13 protein-coding genes, 1 tRNA gene and 1 pseudogene are annotated in these 14,339 nt (G+C 72.0%); 9 read left to right on the top strand and 6 right to left on the bottom strand.

Going from position 1 to position 14,339, the window contains the following annotated elements; genetic code table 11:
* Positions 1-4 precede the first annotated feature (4 nt).
* The 4 genes from E3Z34_RS14735 to E3Z34_RS14720 all read left to right on the top strand — a co-directional run bounded on the left by E3Z34_RS14735 (position 5) and on the right by E3Z34_RS14720 (position 3,690).
* Positions 5-934, top strand: coding sequence for an integrase core domain-containing protein (locus tag E3Z34_RS14735; protein WP_134774212.1), 930 nt, complete (start codon positions 5-7; stop codon positions 932-934).
* Between the two features lie 46 nt (positions 935-980).
* Positions 981-1,397, top strand: a complete 417-nt coding sequence (locus E3Z34_RS14730) for a hypothetical protein (protein WP_134774211.1) — start codon at positions 981-983, stop codon at positions 1,395-1,397.
* 252 nt (positions 1,398-1,649) lie between these two features.
* Entirely contained in the window at positions 1,650-3,056 is a 1,407-nt protein-coding gene (locus tag E3Z34_RS14725; protein WP_134772308.1) for an IS1380 family transposase, read from the top strand.
* A 238-nt stretch (positions 3,057-3,294) separates the two neighbouring features.
* On the top strand, positions 3,295-3,690 hold the full coding sequence (locus E3Z34_RS14720) for a tyrosine-type recombinase/integrase (RefSeq protein WP_158288703.1): 396 nt from the start codon (positions 3,295-3,297) through the stop codon (positions 3,688-3,690).
* Between the two features lie 40 nt (positions 3,691-3,730).
* Here the strand turns inward: E3Z34_RS14720 and E3Z34_RS14715 are convergent.
* Both E3Z34_RS14715 and E3Z34_RS14710 read right to left on the bottom strand, forming a co-directional pair.
* Positions 3,731-3,803, bottom strand: a tRNA-Lys gene (locus tag E3Z34_RS14715).
* 82 nt (positions 3,804-3,885) lie between these two features.
* Positions 3,886-4,479 carry a hypothetical protein gene (locus E3Z34_RS14710; RefSeq protein ID WP_134774209.1) on the bottom strand — a complete coding sequence of 198 codons (594 nt, stop codon included), beginning with the start codon at positions 4,477-4,479 and terminating at the stop codon, positions 3,886-3,888.
* An 86-nt stretch (positions 4,480-4,565) separates the two neighbouring features.
* Between E3Z34_RS14710 and E3Z34_RS14705 the strand changes: the two are divergent.
* From E3Z34_RS14705 to E3Z34_RS14695, 3 genes and pseudogenes are all read left to right on the top strand, one after another.
* Positions 4,566-6,073 (top strand): annotated as a pseudogene (locus tag E3Z34_RS14705) (purine-cytosine permease family protein).
* Entirely contained in the window at positions 6,070-6,600 is a 531-nt protein-coding gene (locus tag E3Z34_RS14700) for a cysteine hydrolase family protein (protein WP_134774208.1), read from the top strand. Before E3Z34_RS14705 ends, E3Z34_RS14700 begins: the two are co-directional and overlap by 4 nt.
* Positions 6,601-6,673: 73 nt before the next feature.
* A complete protein-coding gene (locus E3Z34_RS14695; protein WP_134774207.1) occupies positions 6,674-7,861 on the top strand; it encodes a hypothetical protein in 1,188 nt (395 codons plus the stop codon).
* A 6-nt stretch (positions 7,862-7,867) separates the two neighbouring features.
* On the opposite strand, the gene E3Z34_RS14690 is transcribed toward E3Z34_RS14695, so the two are convergent.
* Together E3Z34_RS14690 and E3Z34_RS14685 are read right to left on the bottom strand one after the other, a co-directional pair.
* Positions 7,868-8,272, bottom strand: coding sequence for a pilus assembly protein CpaE (locus tag E3Z34_RS14690; RefSeq protein WP_134774206.1), 405 nt, complete (start codon positions 8,270-8,272; stop codon positions 7,868-7,870).
* 62 nt (positions 8,273-8,334) lie between these two features.
* The gene (locus tag E3Z34_RS14685) at positions 8,335-8,772 is read right to left on the bottom strand and encodes an aromatic ring-opening dioxygenase LigA (protein ID WP_134774205.1); all 438 of its coding nucleotides are present in this window, start codon (positions 8,770-8,772) and stop codon (positions 8,335-8,337) included.
* A gap of 110 nt (positions 8,773-8,882) precedes the next feature.
* Here E3Z34_RS14685 and E3Z34_RS14680 point away from each other — a divergent pair, with 110 nt between their 5' ends.
* Complete coding sequence (locus E3Z34_RS14680) at positions 8,883-11,513, top strand: DEAD/DEAH box helicase (RefSeq protein WP_134774204.1); 2,631 nt, start codon at positions 8,883-8,885, stop codon at positions 11,511-11,513.
* Between the two features lie 78 nt (positions 11,514-11,591).
* A complete protein-coding gene (locus E3Z34_RS14675; protein ID WP_158288702.1) occupies positions 11,592-12,053 on the top strand; it encodes a septum formation family protein in 462 nt (153 codons plus the stop codon).
* Positions 12,054-12,092: 39 nt separating this feature from the next.
* Here the strand turns inward: E3Z34_RS14675 and E3Z34_RS14670 are convergent, their stop codons facing one another.
* Both E3Z34_RS14670 and E3Z34_RS14665 read right to left on the bottom strand, forming a co-directional pair.
* Positions 12,093-13,484 (bottom strand): hypothetical protein, encoded by a 1,392-nt coding sequence (locus tag E3Z34_RS14670; protein WP_134774202.1) that lies wholly within the window; start codon positions 13,482-13,484, stop codon positions 12,093-12,095.
* Between the two features lie 40 nt (positions 13,485-13,524).
* Positions 13,525-14,301, bottom strand: coding sequence for a methylenetetrahydrofolate reductase (locus E3Z34_RS14665; protein WP_134774201.1), 777 nt, complete (start codon positions 14,299-14,301; stop codon positions 13,525-13,527).
* Between the last annotated feature and the right edge of the window lie 38 nt (positions 14,302-14,339).

Raw genomic sequence — 14,339 nt, 5'->3', positions numbered from 1 at the left:
GGGGATGCCGACCACGAGGTTCTGCAAGCTGATCGGCGTCCCCGAGCGGACCTACCGCCGCTGGCAGGCGCACGCCCGTGCCGGGCGCCCCGCGAGGGGTCCCTGGCCCCGGCCGGCACGCCAGGCGTCCTGGGAGGTGGTGACCGGACTGGCGGCCAAGCACGCCGCGTGGGGCCACCGCAAGGTCTGGGCGATGGCTCGTCACTCGGGCCACCGGGTGTCGATGTCGACCACGGCGCGGATCCTCGACGACGCCGGGCTGCTGCTCAAGGCCGACTACCAGCGGGAACGACGCCAGCTCGCCCAGCAGCGCAAGGCCGCGTTCGCCAGGTCCCCGACCGGACCGAACATGGTGTGGCAGTTCGACTTCTCCGAGTACGAGACCGCCGCTGGCGGGACCTGGCGCGTGGCCGGGATCGCGGACTACTGGTCCAAGTACGAGTTCGGGTGGCACTGGTCGCCGACTGCGAACCAGCACGACGCAATCGCCGCGGTGCAGCTGGCCCTGGCCGAGGCCGAGTCGATGCTGCCTGCGGGGTTGGACCTGCTGGAGTACCTCGCCGACCCCGACACCGGTGAGGTCGTGCCCATCACCCTGGTCACCGACAACGGGGGACCGTTCCGCTCGGCACGGTTCGCTGCCTTCATCGAGGCCACCCCGCAGCTGGACCACGTGCGGACCCGGGTGCGCACCCCGGGTCAGAACGGGGTCCGCGAACGAGCGTTCCAGTCGCTGAAGTACGAGCGGCTCTACCGCGAGCAGATCGACGACATGCACGACCTTGTCGCTCACGGTGAGGACTTCCGCGTCGAGTTCAACGCCGTCCGCCCGCACGAGGCCCTGTCCTGGAACCGGCCGCGCGAGGTGCACCTGCGCCTGTCCGACCCCGGAACACCCAACTTTCCCGAGCCGGAAAACCTGCCAAGAACTTGACACGGGACACGGAGGTTCTTTGTAGATCGAGGAAAGGTGCGCTGTGATGCAGAAGCAGACGGTGAGGCAGCTGGCGCGGGCGCGTGCTCGCCAGGCTCGGGCGAAGGTGGTCCAGGAGCAGGCGAAGCGGGAGCGGCGGCTGACGAAATGGGGCGAGGCGGTGGCCGTGGCGCTGGCCGAGCGGGACGCGGTGGCGCGCGACTGCGAGCAGCGAGCAGGGCGGGCGCTTCGGGCGTTGATCGAGGAGGAGGGGATGAGTACGCAGGAGGCGTTGGTGTGGTGCGGGGGCGGCACGCTGACGGGACGGGAGGTCTACCGGCTCATCCGGGGCGTCGATGACGAGGACAAGGGCGACGCTGGGGGTGATGGGGACAAGGGCGAGGAGCAGGACGGCGCTAGGGGCGGCGAGGAGCAGGGCGTGGAGTCGCCCGAGGTTGCGCCGGCCTCGACGGGGCCTGGCTGAGAGCATGCCGGGGTGAGTGCGGGTCGGTTGCCGGAGGCCGGCCCTAACCGCTGCCCGGTCGACGCGATCATCACCTGGTGCGAGCTGGCCGGGATACACGACGGCCCGCTGCTGCGGCCCGTGGCTAAGCCTGGATCCACCGATCGGGTGAGCCGGTGAAGCGGCGTGGGAAAGCGAGAAATGCCCTTCTGACCTGGGAAGATACGACTTGTCTAGAGCACGTATCACCCAAACCGGAAGGGCATCTCGTAGATGCAACTCTCTCACACCCTCCCCGTGGTCTCCGCGACGTTCGATGACCCCAACCTCGTGTCTGCCGCCGGGCTTGTCCCGCTGATGACGCTGGCCGAAGAAGCCGGCCTGCACGCCCTGGGCGATGAGCACCTGAGCCTGCCGACCGACAAGGGCGCCAACGCCGGCGCCAAGCTGGCCGCCCTGGTGGCGGGTATGGCCGCCGGCGCGGACAGCATCGAGGATATGGGGCTCTTGCGCCACGGCGCGATGGGCAAGCTGTTCGAACGGCCCTATGCCCCCTCCACGCTCGGTTCGTTCCTGCGCACGTTCACCTTCGGCCACGTCCGCCAGGGCGACGCGGTCGCCTCCCGCTTCACCCTCGCCCTGGCCGGGCGCACCGGGCTGCTGGGCCGGGCCGGCGACACCGGGACGGTGCTGCTCGACCTGGACGACACCATCGTGGAGGTCCACGGCTACGCCAAGCAGGGCGCCGGGTTCGGCTACAGCGGGGTCCGAGGGTTGAACGCGCTGCTGGCGACCGTGTCCACCGAGCAGACCGCCCCGGTCATCGCCGCCCAACGCCTGCGCAAGGGTTCCGTGGGTTCCTCCCGTGGCGCGGCCCGGTTGACCACCGATGCCCTGGCGCTGGTCCGGCGCAGCCACCTGGCCGGGCGACCGGTGCTCCTGCGCGCCGATTCCGCGTTCTACTCCGCCGCCCTGGTGGGCGCCGCCGACAGGGCCGGTGCACAGGTCTCGATCACCGTGCGGCTGGACCCGGCGGTCAAGCGCGCCATCGCCGCGATCGCCGAGGACGCGTGGACCACGATCAGGTATACCGACGCGATCTACGACCAGGCCACCGGCAGGTGGGTCTCGCGGGCCGAGGTCGCCGAGATCGACTACACCGCGTTCACCTCGGCCAAGAAGTCCGAGCAGGTCACTGGCCGGCTGGTGGTGCGCCGCGTCCCGGACCTGAACCCCAGGGCCAAGGACGGGCAGGAGTCGATGTTCGACACCTGGCGCTTCCACGCGTTCTTCACCACCACGCCCGCCACCGAGCGGGACACCGTGGCCGCCGACCAGGTCCACCGGGGCCACGCGGTCATCGAGAACGTCCACGCCGACCTGAAAGCCTCGGCCCTGGCGCACCTGCCCTCGGGCAAGTTCGCTGCCAACGCCGCCTGGCTCATCGCCGCGGTCATGGCGTTCAACCTCACCCGCGCCGCGGCCACCCTGACCGGCAGCACCCGCCTGGCGCGGGCGACGACGCCCACGATCCGCCGCAAGCTGGTCAACCTGCCAGCCCGGGTCGCCTCCTCCGCCCGCCGCCTGCACCTGCACCTACCCCGAGACTGGCCCTGGGAGCACGCCTGGACCGTCCTCTACGACGCGCTCCGCCCCGGCCGGGCCGCAGCACCCGCCTGACCCCAGCCCCCGTCCCTACCAGCAGGAACCCAGTGGAAAAGCCGGGCAGACCGGCAGTTCACGCGCGCCCTCACGACCCTCGCCCCGTCACAGACCTGACCCCGTCCTACAGCGGCCCATCCACCTGCCCATCGGTGGATCGAGGCTTAGGGTCCAACGCGCCCAGGTTGAGGTCTCGGGGCGCGTTGAGGTCAAGCCGCCCAAGTCTCGGTATGGGCGTCGGCGCGTCCCGATCCCATTGCGCCTGCTTGACGACATGCGCGACGTGGTCGCAGGTCGTGCCGCAAGCGAACTGCTGTTCACCTCACCCGATGGTGGCCGGCTGCGGGCGTCCAACTGGAAGCGGTGGGTCGCGTGGTCGCAGGCCGTTGAGTCGGTCGGTGTGGACATCCGGTTTCACGACCTCCGGCACACTTGCGCAAGCCTCCTGATCCAGGCCGGCGCGACACCGGTGGAGGTGCAGCGCATCCTGGGGCACAGCACGCCGGCGACGACGCTCAACCTCTATACCCATCTCCTGCCGGACGCCCTCGACGGCGCGGCCGCACGGCTCGATGATTACCTGGGTGCGGAAGCTGTGGTGGCCAAGCTGGTGGCCAAGCCCCCGACTACGTTGCAAGACGGAGCACCATGAAAACCGGGCTGTGGCGCTGTGACCAGCAGTTATGCGGGAGTGGGCCCCGTGGGACTCGAACCCACAACCTACGGATTAAAAGTCCGCAGCTCTAACCATTGAGCTAGAGGCCCTCACACCCGCGGTCGGTCGCTCCCGGGGACGCCTCGGCAGTCTACGTGGCCCTGGGCCAGCGGGCGGTCGGGCCGGCAGGCCTCAGCGCAGGCCCTTCCACCACTTCTTGGTGGGGGTCTCACCGACGGCGAGGGTGCGGACCCGCACGTCGCTCATCAGGCCGTAGTGGGTCACCCGCAGCCGCCACATCGTGGGGTCGACCTCGCCGGGGGGGTCGGCCTTCTCGTCGCTCAGCAGGGCCATGCCCCCACCCCACTCGACCTCGACCCCGGGGGGCACGATGATCTTGAGGGACGACATACCCCCGTAGAAGGTGACGTCCACGACCGGCGAGGTGACCACCGCCTCGCGCAGGTCGAGGGTCACGTCCCCCATGCCCTGGGTGACGGTGAGCGCAGCCGGCACCTGCCACCGCCCGGTGCGCTTGATGTCGCTCATGAAGCCGGTGATGCTCATCGCGGCGCGAGGGGCCGCCGGGGAGGCAGAGGTGTCGTACCGGGCCGGGGGCGGTGACCCCGGCTGCCAGGCCACGGAGTCCTCGGCGGCGGGCCCCGGGATGATCGTCATCGGGCCGGACGTCTCGTCCGCCGGTCCGGGGAGCGGGGGCCGGTCAGCGCCCGGCTCCTGCGCCCGTGCCTGCCCGTCGTCGTGCTGTTCCTGAGGCGTCCCCGTCATGTCCCCAACCTACGCCGCCTCAGCCCGCCGCGGGCCGTCCGGCGGATGGATCCCCGGTGGACCCCGGGTGTGCGAGAGTTTGCCCCATGAGCGACTCCGTGACGACGCGGCTCACCGAGACCGAGCGTGGCCTGATCGAGACCAACGGCATCGAGATCATCGAGGAGAGGGAGCGGACCGCCAGACCGTCGGACCTCTTCTGGCCGTGGTTCGCCGCGAACGTCTCGGTCTTCGGGATCTCGTGGGGGTCGTTCGTCCTCGGCTTCGGCATCTCCTTCTGGCAGGCGGTCGTCGTCACCGTCGTCGGCATCACCCTGTCCTTCCTCTTCTGCGGGATCATCGCCATCGCCGGCAAGCGGGGGTCGGCCCCCACGATGATCCTGTCGCGAGCCGCCTTCGGCGTGAACGGTCAGAAGGTCCCCGGCGTCTTCTCCTGGCTGATCTCGATGGGCTGGGAGACCTTCCTGGCGATCATGGCCGTCCTCGCCACCGCCACCGTCTTCGAGCAGCTGGGCTGGGGCGGGGGCACCGGCACCAAGGTCGTCGCCACCGGGGTCATCGCCGCCCTCATCGTGCTGGCCTCGGTCGCCGGCTACCACACCATCATGAAGATGCAGTCGGTGCTCACCTGGCTCACCGGCGCGGCGACCATCGCCTACATCGCCATGACCCTGGGCGACCTCGACCTGGGCGTGGTGATGGCTCGGGAGGCCGGCCCGCTCACCGCCGTCGTCGGCGCCCTCGTCATGCTGATGACCGGCTTCGGGCTGGGGTGGATCAACATCGCCGCCGACTGGTCCCGCTACCAGCGGCGGGACGCGTCCGGCGCGGCGATCGCCTTCTGGAACACCTTCGGGGGAGCGTCGCCCCGGTCGTCCTGGTGCTCTACGGCCTGATGCTGGTCGGCTCCCGCCCCGAGCTGGAGGAGGGCATCGTGAACGACCCCATCGGGACGCTGGCGACCATCCTGCCGATCTGGTTCCTCGTGCCCTTCCTCCTGGCCGCGGTGCTGGCCCTGGTCAGCGGTGCGGTGCTCGGCATCTACTCCTCCGGCCTGACCCTGCTCTCGCTCGGGGTGAACGTCCCCCGCCCGGCGGCGGCCGCGATCGACGGGACCATCCTCACGCTGGGCACGATCTGGGTCGTCTTCTTCGCCCAGAGCTTCCTCGGCCCGTTCCAGAGCTTCCTCATCACCCTCGGGGTGCCGATCGCGGTCTGGGCGGGGATCCTCATGGCCGACGTGGCCCTGCGCCGCCGGGACTACGACGAGCACGCGCTCTTCGACGCGGGCGGACGCTACGGCAACTGGAACGTCACCGCGATCGCCCTCATGGTCGTGGGCTCGCTCGTCGGCTGGGGCCTCGTCATCAACATGTTCGCCGACGACGCGTCGTGGAACAACTGGCAGGGCTACCTGCTCGGCCCCCTCGGGGGCAAGGAGGGCACCTGGGCCTGGGCCAACCTCGGGGTGCTCGTCGCCCTCGCCATCGGCTTCCTCGGCTGGCTGGCCCTCGGTCGATCGATCGTGCGCCGCCAGGAGTCGGGCATCGCCCCCACGGCCGACGCCCGGCCGGACCGGGTGGTGGGGCGATGACCCAGCACGCACCCTGGCTGGTCGTCATCGACGCCCAGCGCATCTTCGCCGACCCGGCGTCCGAGTGGTGCGCACCCCGTTTCCCGGAGACCGTCGGGCCGATCACCGAGCTGGTGGCCGAGCACGGGGACCGCGTGGTCCAGACGCGGTGGATCCCGCCCCCGGCCAAGCACGGCTCCTGGGTGCCCTACTTCGAGCGCTTCCCCTTCGCCGACCGCTCGCCGCACGACCCGCTCTTCGACATGGTCGACGAGATCGCCGAGCTGAGGTTGCCCCACACGGTCTCCGAGCCGACCTTCGGCAAGTGGGGTGAGCACCTGCGCGACACCGTCGGCCGTGACGCCCACCTCGTCCTGGCCGGGGTCGCGACCGACTGCTGCGTCCTGTCGACCGCCCTGGCCGCGGCGGACGCGGGCTGCTTCGTCGAGGTGGTCGCCGCCGCCTGCGCCGGGTCCACGGACGAGGCGCACGAGCGCGCGCTCGCGGCGATGGAGCTCTACGCGCCGCAGATTCAGGTCCGCCGCTGACCGGTATGCCGCTGACGGGCGAGACCGTTGCGGCCTCTCGGCCTCCCGCGCCAGACTGGATGAGGAGGTGCGGATGGTGGGGATCGCCCCGGACGCGTTGGAGATGCCCGAGTGGGTGTCCGTGGGGTCGGCACCCGACCCCGGCCCCCCGACGCCGCGCCCGCCGGGGGGTCGGCGGACCCAGGAGGTGGCGCTGCGTCAGCGGGTGACGGACGCGGCGCGCGGCGAGCTGACCAAGCACTACGGCCGCGGAGGCGCCACCCCCTACGGCCTCTGGTACGGCAAGGACTGGGAGCGGGCCTACTTCTGCGCCGCGGGCTGGTCCTGGTGCTGGTACCAGGCGCTCGGCGAGGACGAGGCCCGACGGGTGATCGGGCACCAGACCCACGGGGGAACCGCGCCTCACCGCCGGGGGTTCATCTGGACCGTCGCCATCCTCGAGCAGCACCGCTCTCGAGGGGTCCCGCTGCAGGAACTGAGGCCCGGGGACGCGCTGCTGTTCCGCTACGACAGCGGCGACCCGCGTCAGACCAACGAGGTCAACCACGTGGACCTCGTGGAGGGCAACGATCCCCGGGCACGGCACGTCGACGTCATCGGCTTCAACGTGCCCCAACCTGGCGCTCCGGCGGGGTCCGACCCCGGACGAGGGGGAGGGGTCTGGCGCCGGCGCATCCGCTACGACGACCGATGGATCGTCACCGGGCTCCAGATGCCCGTCAGTCAGCCCGAACCGCAGGTGCAGGAGGAGTGGTCCGCCGTCCAGGACCACCTGACCACCCTGGGCCTGGCCCGGCTCCGCGGGACCGGCCAGGTCGGCCCGGCCACCAGGGCCGGGATCACCGCCTACGCCCGTGCCTATGGCTACCCCGGGTCGCACGACGACCGCCACGCCCTGCTCAACCACCTGGAGGCCACCATGTCCAGCATCCACGAGGAGCTCGCCGCCCTGCGCCGCGAGGTGCGTGACCTGAGCCATGCTCTCGAGCAGCAGACCCGCACGCTCGGCACCGTCCAGGAGTCGGTGAGTCGGGCCTCGCTCGCCCGGGCCGTCTGGCAGTACCACCACGAGGGGCACGGGCCGTTCAACGCCTGGTGGTTCCTGCGCCGAGGGTTGGTGCTGAACCCAGATCACCCGCAGTATCCCGCCGACCCGGACAGCCCCGCCGACGTCGAGCGGCAGACCGCGGAGGCGGTGCTGGGACGGGAGATCCGGCCCTGCACCGGTGAGCGCCGGGATGGGGGGCCGGGGGAGGACTGACGTCGCTCAGTGCCGGTGGGCCAGCACCTCGAGCGTCGCCAGGCCGTAGGCCTCCTCGGCGTCCCGGTGCACGAAGGTCCGCGGGGCCCCGTCGACCAGCGCGACCACGGCATACCCCTCGTCCTGCAGGCCCAGACCGACGAAGTCGTGCCCGAGGACCGCCCGCAGCTGGTCCTCCCGCGGCAGCCACAGCGTCTCCTCCAGCGCCACCGAGTCCAGCGCCCACTCCGCGACGCCGTTGAAGCCGATCACGCTGCCGCCGACGAAGGTGTGGACCTCCACCGTCATGTCCGCGAGGTAGAACAGATCGTGCTCCATCCCGGGTCGGTCGACGACGAAGCGGTCGCCCGCCACCGGGGACCACACGAGGCCGGTGTCGAGCAGGCGGCGGGCCAGAGCGGGTGACAGCACCGCCCCAGTATGACGAAGGCCGGTCCCCTCCGAGGGGGACCGGCCGTTCGCAGGGCTGTGACTCAGGCGTCGACCCGACGACGGTCGGGGTCACCGACGGCGGCCGGGACCGCGCGCAGGCCCACGCCACCCAGGATGAAGGCCAGGCCGACACCCATCGCCATGGTGGCCACGCCGAAGGACACCACGGAGGTGAACAGCGAGGCGCGCAGGAAGGAGGCGTTCATCGCGGTGGCGCGCAGCGGGTCCTCGCGGTCCAGCTCGGCGTAGGTCTTGCCGCCCGTCGACTCCAGGGCGTGCTTGTCGATGATCATCGCCTGCGAGTAGGCGGAGAAGGGGCCGTCGACCGTGTCGCCGGCGAGGAAGTCGGCGTCGTCCGCGACGGTGACGTTGGCGTTCTTCAGCTCCTGGCTCACCATGACGTAAGTGGCGCCGCCGGCGATGATGAAGATCAGGCCGAGGACGATGAGGAGTGTGCCCATGGTGCGGCTGGTGCGCATGATGTGGAACCTTTCTGCCGTGGTGGAGTAGCCAAATCCCACATGACGTAGGAGATGGGTCGGGCCACGTCGCTCCCGATGTCGTCGTCATACCGGACAATGGGGCTTCCATGACTGCCGACGCACCGACCGCCATCCAGCCCACCCTCGTCGACGCCCTCCCGCCGGGGGCGGGGGACGACCCCGACCGGCTGCACCGTGTCTTCACCGAGTGGGCCGCCGGCCGGGGGACCTCCCTCTACCCGCACCAGGAGGAGGCGCTGCTGCACCTGCTGTCCGGCAGCAACGTCGTGCTGGCCACCCCCACCGGCAGCGGCAAGTCCCTCGTCGCCACCGCCGCCTGCTTCCTGGCGCTGGCCCGCGACCAGGTCGCCTTCCTCACGGCGCCGATCAAGGCCCTGGTCAGCGAGAAGTTCTTCGACGCGTGCCGCACCTTCGGTGCCGAGAACGTCGGCATGCTCACCGGCGACGCCGCGGTCAACGCCGACGCGCCCATCATCGTGTGCACCGCCGAGGTGCTGGCCAACATCGCCCTGCGGGAGGGCGAGGGGGCCGACATCGGGATGGTCGTCATGGACGAGTTCCACTTCTACGGCGAGCCCGACCGCGGCTGGGCCTGGCAGGTGCCCCTCCTCACCCTTCCCCAGGCGCAGTTCCTCCTCATGTCCGCGACGCTGGGCGACACCACGCGGTTCGAGCGTGACCTCACGCGTCGCACCGGCCGGGAGACCGCCCTCGTGGCGGGGGCCGAGCGTCCCGTCCCGCTGCACTTCCGGGACGAGCTGGCCTTGACGCCGATCTCCGACACGATCACCGAGCTGCTGGAGGAGCGGCAGGCCCCCGTCTACGTCGTGCACTTCACCCAGCGGGAGGCCCTGGAGCGGGCGCAGTCCCTGCTGTCCCTGCCACGGCTCGTGACCGCCGAGGAGAAGGAGGCGATCCGAGCGCGGATCGGCGCCTTCCGCTTCACCGCCGGCTTCGGCCGGACGTTGTCTCAGCTGGTGCGCGCCGGGATCGGCGTGCACCACGCGGGGATGCTGCCCCGCTACCGCCGCCTGGTGGAGCAGCTGGCCCAGGACGGGCTGCTCAAGGTGATCTGCGGCACCGACACCCTCGGCGTCGGCATCAACGTGCCGATCCGCACCGTGCTGTTCACCGGGCTGGCCAAGTACGACGGCTCCCGGCAGCGCATCCTGCGCGCCCGCGAGTTCCACCAGATCGCGGGGCGTGCCGGGCGTGCGGGCTACGACACCGCCGGGTATGTCGTGGTGCAGGCGCCCGAGCACACGATCGAGAACGCGCGCGCCCTGGCCAAGGCCGGGGACGACCCCAAGAAGCAGAAGAAGGTCCAGCGGCGCAAGCCTCCGGAGGGCTTCGTGTCCTGGAGCCAGCAGACCTACGAGAAGCTGGTCGGGGCCGAGCCGGAGCAGCTGACCTCCCGGATGAAGGTCGACCACTCCACCATCCTCAACGTCGTCGCACGCCAGGGGGATCCGGTCCGCAACCTCGCCTCCCTGCTGCGCGACAACCACGAGACGCCGGCCATGCAGGCCAGGCTGGCCCGGCGGGCGATCGCCCTGGGCCGGTCCCTGCTGGACACCGGGGTGCTGACCCGCCGGGCGGTGCCCGGGGCGGACGGGCGCAGCGTCGACCTCGCGGACGGGGTGGCCGAGAACTTCGCGCTCAACCAGCCGCTGGCCCCCTTCGCGCTCGCGGCCCTCGAGCTCTTCGACAGGGAGGCCCCGACCTACTCCCTGGACGTCCTGTCCGTCGTCGAGGCGGTGCTGGACGACCCCATGCCGATCCTGCTCGCCCAGCGCTACCGCGCCAGGGGGGAGGCGGTCGCCCGGATGAAGGCCGACGGGGTGGAGTACGACGACCGGATGGCCCAGCTGGAGGACGTGACCTGGCCGCGCCCGCTCGCCGAGCTGCTCGAGGGGACGTTGACCATCTACCGGCAGTCGCACCCGTGGGTGCGTGAGGACGCGCTCTCGCCCAAGTCCGTGGTCCGGGACATGTGGGAGCGGGCGATGAGCTTCACCGAGCTCGTCGGCTACTACCAGCTCGCCCGGTCCGAGGGCGTCGTGCTGCGCTACCTCACCGACGCCTACCGGACGCTGCGGCAGACGGTGCCCGAGACGGCCTACACCACCGAGCTGCACGACCTGGTCCACTGGCTGGGCGAGACGATCCGCCAGACCGACTCCTCGCTGCTGGAGGAGTGGGAGGCGCTCACCGACCCCGAGCTGGTCGCCGCGGCCGCCGCGCGCGAGGCCGCGGGGGCGCCGCCCGTCCCGGTCCGGCCGATCACGGGCAACGAGCGGGCCTTCCGGGTCATGGTGCGCAACGCCATGTGGCGCAGGGTGGAGCTGCTCGCCGAGGACGCGTGGGAGGCGCTGGGCGACCTCGAGGCCCAGGTGGCGCTGCTCCCGGAGCCGCCCCACGAGCCGCTCATGGGGCGCGAGGACTGGGACCGGGCCGTCGGCGACTACTACGACGAGCACGACCAGGTCGTCCTGGACGCCGACGCGCGCGGCCCCCAGCACCTGCGCATCGAGCAGGTGGCGGGGGAGCGGGCCCGGATCGCCAGCGGGCGGGCGGTCCGGGTATGGCGTGTCGAGCAGACCGTCACCGACCCCGAGGGCGACCTGGACTGGGTCGTGGAGGCCGAGTGCGACCTCGACGCCTCGGACGCCGTGGGCGAGCCGGTGCTGCTCGCCACCGCCCTGCGCAGGCTCTGAGCGCGAGGCCTCGGCGAGCGGTCCGCGGTGCGGCAGCGGTACGGTGTGGTCCCCCCGCCGTCGACCGCAGGAGACCTCGTGCGCCGTCCGCTGCCGCACGCCGTGTCGCTCGTCGCGCTCGTGCTGGCCGGGTGTGCCACCCCGGCCGTCGAGCCGCCGACGGCCGACGTGGGCGACTGCCTCCTGCTCGCCGAGCTCGCGGGGGCACCTCCGCCGGGTGAGGAGGGGCAGGTCGAGCAGATCCCGACGGTGGCGTGCGACCAGCCGCACGACGCGGAGGTGCTGCTGGCCTACGAGCTGCCCGAGGGGCCCTTCCCCGGCCAGGACGTCATCGACGGCGTCGTCGACACGCAGTGCCTCCCCCAGTTCCGGACCTACGTCGGGGTGGGCTACGAGGAGTCCGAGCGGTTCCAGATCCTCACCGTCTACCCCACCGAGGACAGCTGGTCGGTCGGCGACCGCGAGGTCCTGTGCATCGTCCACACCGCGGACGGCGCCACCGTCACCGGCACCTTCGAGGACGCCGAGCGCACCGGCTGACCGCTCCTGCCCGACCGGGCGGGTCGCGCTGGTGTGGGGTCAGGCCGGGGGTGGCCCGTCGACCTGGCCCAGGCCGATGGCCTCCCGCAGGGCCGGGACGGCCTCGACGGTGCGCTCCCGCACCCGCGGCGGGCGGTCCAGCGGCGCCCAGTAGCGCAGGTGCGAGCGGAGGGGGAGCAGCCGGTGCCACCACCGCCGGTGCCGACCCGAGTGGTGCACCGCGACGTCCCGGATGCCGGTGCCGAAGACCTCCCGCAGGGGCCCGCCGACCGGGTCCCCCCACACCGCCGCGCACGCCGGGACGTAGAGGTTCGTCCAGCGGGTCGGCCCGAAGAGGGCACCGTGGTTGCCGACGAGGGCCACCCGCTCCTGCCCTCCCTTGCGCAGCACGGTGGGGTAGAAGGTGGCCTCGCGGTCGTCCCCCTCGTCGGGGTCGAGCGAGGGCATCGGAGGGCAGGTCGGCAGCTCCAGGTCGTCCTGCCGCCGGGTCAGGGTCGCCGAGGGCGTCTCCAGGAGCAGCCGACCGTGGGCCAGCGGTGAGCCCAGCGTGACGAAGTCGGTCACCAGCCACGGCACGCCGCGCGAACGCTGCTCCTGCCAGAGCCGGTGCTGGACCCGTTGGTAGATCTCCACCTGGCCCCTCCGCAGCGACAGCGGGTCGCCGTGCTCCAGCACGAAGCGCTCGGCCTCCGGCTGCGGGCCGGCCCGCTCGAAGGTCGGCCACCGCGCCTCGTCCCAGAAGAGCCGCAGCACGTCATACCCGATGACCGAGCCGAGCGAGTGGCCGACGACGACGACCCGGTCGTAGATCCCCACCTCGTGCAGCCGGCGCAGCAGCGTCAGGCCCTCGGTGCGGATCGCCGTGCGGGCGGCGATGTTGCCCGGGTCGGGGGTGAGGTAACGCTCGGCGTCGGCGAGGCGTCGGGTGAGGACCGGCTGTGCCAGGAACTGCACGGCTGCCACGGTCAGGGCCGCCCAGAAGGGAGGCGCGGTCAGCCACGCGGCAACCCCCTCGCGCCGTGCCGTCGTCAGCGCCAGCACGACGGCGATGACCAGCGCCGCGGCACCGAGGACCGTCAGCACGTTGAGCGCAGGGGAGGCGGGGCCGCCCGACCAGGCCGAGCGTCGGGTCAGCAACCGCGCCAGCCAGCCGAGGACCTGCCGGGGGGAGGAGGGGGCGGCGTGGTGGGCCCAGTAGAGCTCGTAGAGGTCGGTGGCCGGCGCGCCGTGCCGGTAGACCGACATCCGCCGCAGCTCGAGGTTGTCGCTGACCCGGTCGGGCTTGCTCCACGCCGGACCGAGGTCCAGCCCGTCCACGAAGCCCCGCAGCGTCCCGGTCGGGCGCTGCTCCCCGATCCCGTGGATGAGCACCACGGCCCGCCGGCTGCGGCCGTCCCCCTCACCCGCGACCGGGCGCCCCGTGATCGTCATACCGCCATCGTGGCACCGGCCACCGACGGACCCGGTCGGCTCAGAGGAGCCCGTCGAGGTAGTCGGCGACGGAGGTGCGCACCGGCATGAGGTAGACGTGATGGCCACGCTCGCGGGCGAAGTCCACGGCCCGGCGGGCGAAGGTGCGCTGCCAGTCCAGGGTGAGGTCGAAGTCGGTCGGGAAGGCCACCAGGTTGCGCCGTCGCCAGTAGCCCAGCGCCCCCGGCGTGGTGACGGTCGTCGCGCCCCACCACACCGGCAGGTCGTCGGGCAGCACCCCCGCCCACGCGGCCATCAGCGCGGTGTCGAAGAAGGGCTGGGTGAAGATGCCGGCGGCCCCGGCGGACAGCTTGCGCTCCAGGTAGCGCATCTCCTGGGCGATGCCCTGCCGGTAGGGGTCGAGCCCGGCGTAGACCCTGACCTCGGGCAGCTCGGCCCGGAAGCGCCGGATGACGTCGACGGCGTCGACCGGGTAGGTGCGGTGGGTGAAGTAGTCGGCGTCGTCGCCGGACACGACCAGCACCTCCTGCACTCCGTGCTCCCGGAGAGCCCCGGCCATGGGCAGCGGGGCGTCGGGGTCGACGTCCGCGGCGCGCACGTGCGGGATGACGGGGTATGCGGTGCCGTCGGGCCGGGCGGTCGCCCCGCGGACGACCCCGCACGCGTCCCAGCTGCGCAGGTCGAACTTGAGCAGGTCCGGCACGTTGATGGTGTCGACCCACGGCAGCCCGGCCACGACGTCCCGCACCTCGCCGGCGAGGGACTCGGCGCTGCGGGGCACCAACTCGACGGAGACGCGGGACTGGGTGGAGGTCATCGGACCCCAGTGTCTCAGGAGGACGGGTGTCGGCCGGT

This window comes from Ornithinimicrobium flavum (assembly GCF_004526345.1).
Taxonomy (GTDB): domain Bacteria; phylum Actinomycetota; class Actinomycetes; order Actinomycetales; family Dermatophilaceae; genus Ornithinicoccus; species Ornithinicoccus flavus.
Note: the sequence above shows the minus strand (reverse complement) of the source record. Positions and strands in the feature narration are given on the sequence as shown.

Excerpts from the sequence above, each read along its gene's own strand:
- E3Z34_RS14735 (WP_134774212.1), top strand. The coding sequence starts at position 5 with ATGCCGACCACGAGGTTCTGCAAGCTGATCGGCGTCCCCGAGCGGACC.
- E3Z34_RS14730 (WP_134774211.1), top strand. The coding sequence starts at position 981 with ATGCAGAAGCAGACGGTGAGGCAGCTGGCGCGGGCGCGTGCTCGCCAG.
- E3Z34_RS14725 (WP_134772308.1), top strand. The coding sequence starts at position 1,650 with ATGCAACTCTCTCACACCCTCCCCGTGGTCTCCGCGACGTTCGATGAC.
- E3Z34_RS14710 (WP_134774209.1), bottom strand. The coding sequence starts at position 4,479 with ATGACGGGGACGCCTCAGGAACAGCACGACGACGGGCAGGCACGGGCG.
- E3Z34_RS14700 (WP_134774208.1), top strand. The coding sequence starts at position 6,070 with ATGACCCAGCACGCACCCTGGCTGGTCGTCATCGACGCCCAGCGCATC.
- E3Z34_RS14695 (WP_134774207.1), top strand. The coding sequence starts at position 6,674 with ATGGTGGGGATCGCCCCGGACGCGTTGGAGATGCCCGAGTGGGTGTCC.
- E3Z34_RS14685 (WP_134774205.1), bottom strand. The coding sequence starts at position 8,772 with ATGCGCACCAGCCGCACCATGGGCACACTCCTCATCGTCCTCGGCCTG.
- E3Z34_RS14680 (WP_134774204.1), top strand. The coding sequence starts at position 8,883 with ATGACTGCCGACGCACCGACCGCCATCCAGCCCACCCTCGTCGACGCC.
- E3Z34_RS14670 (WP_134774202.1), bottom strand. The coding sequence starts at position 13,484 with ATGACGATCACGGGGCGCCCGGTCGCGGGTGAGGGGGACGGCCGCAGC.
- E3Z34_RS14665 (WP_134774201.1), bottom strand. The coding sequence starts at position 14,301 with ATGACCTCCACCCAGTCCCGCGTCTCCGTCGAGTTGGTGCCCCGCAGC.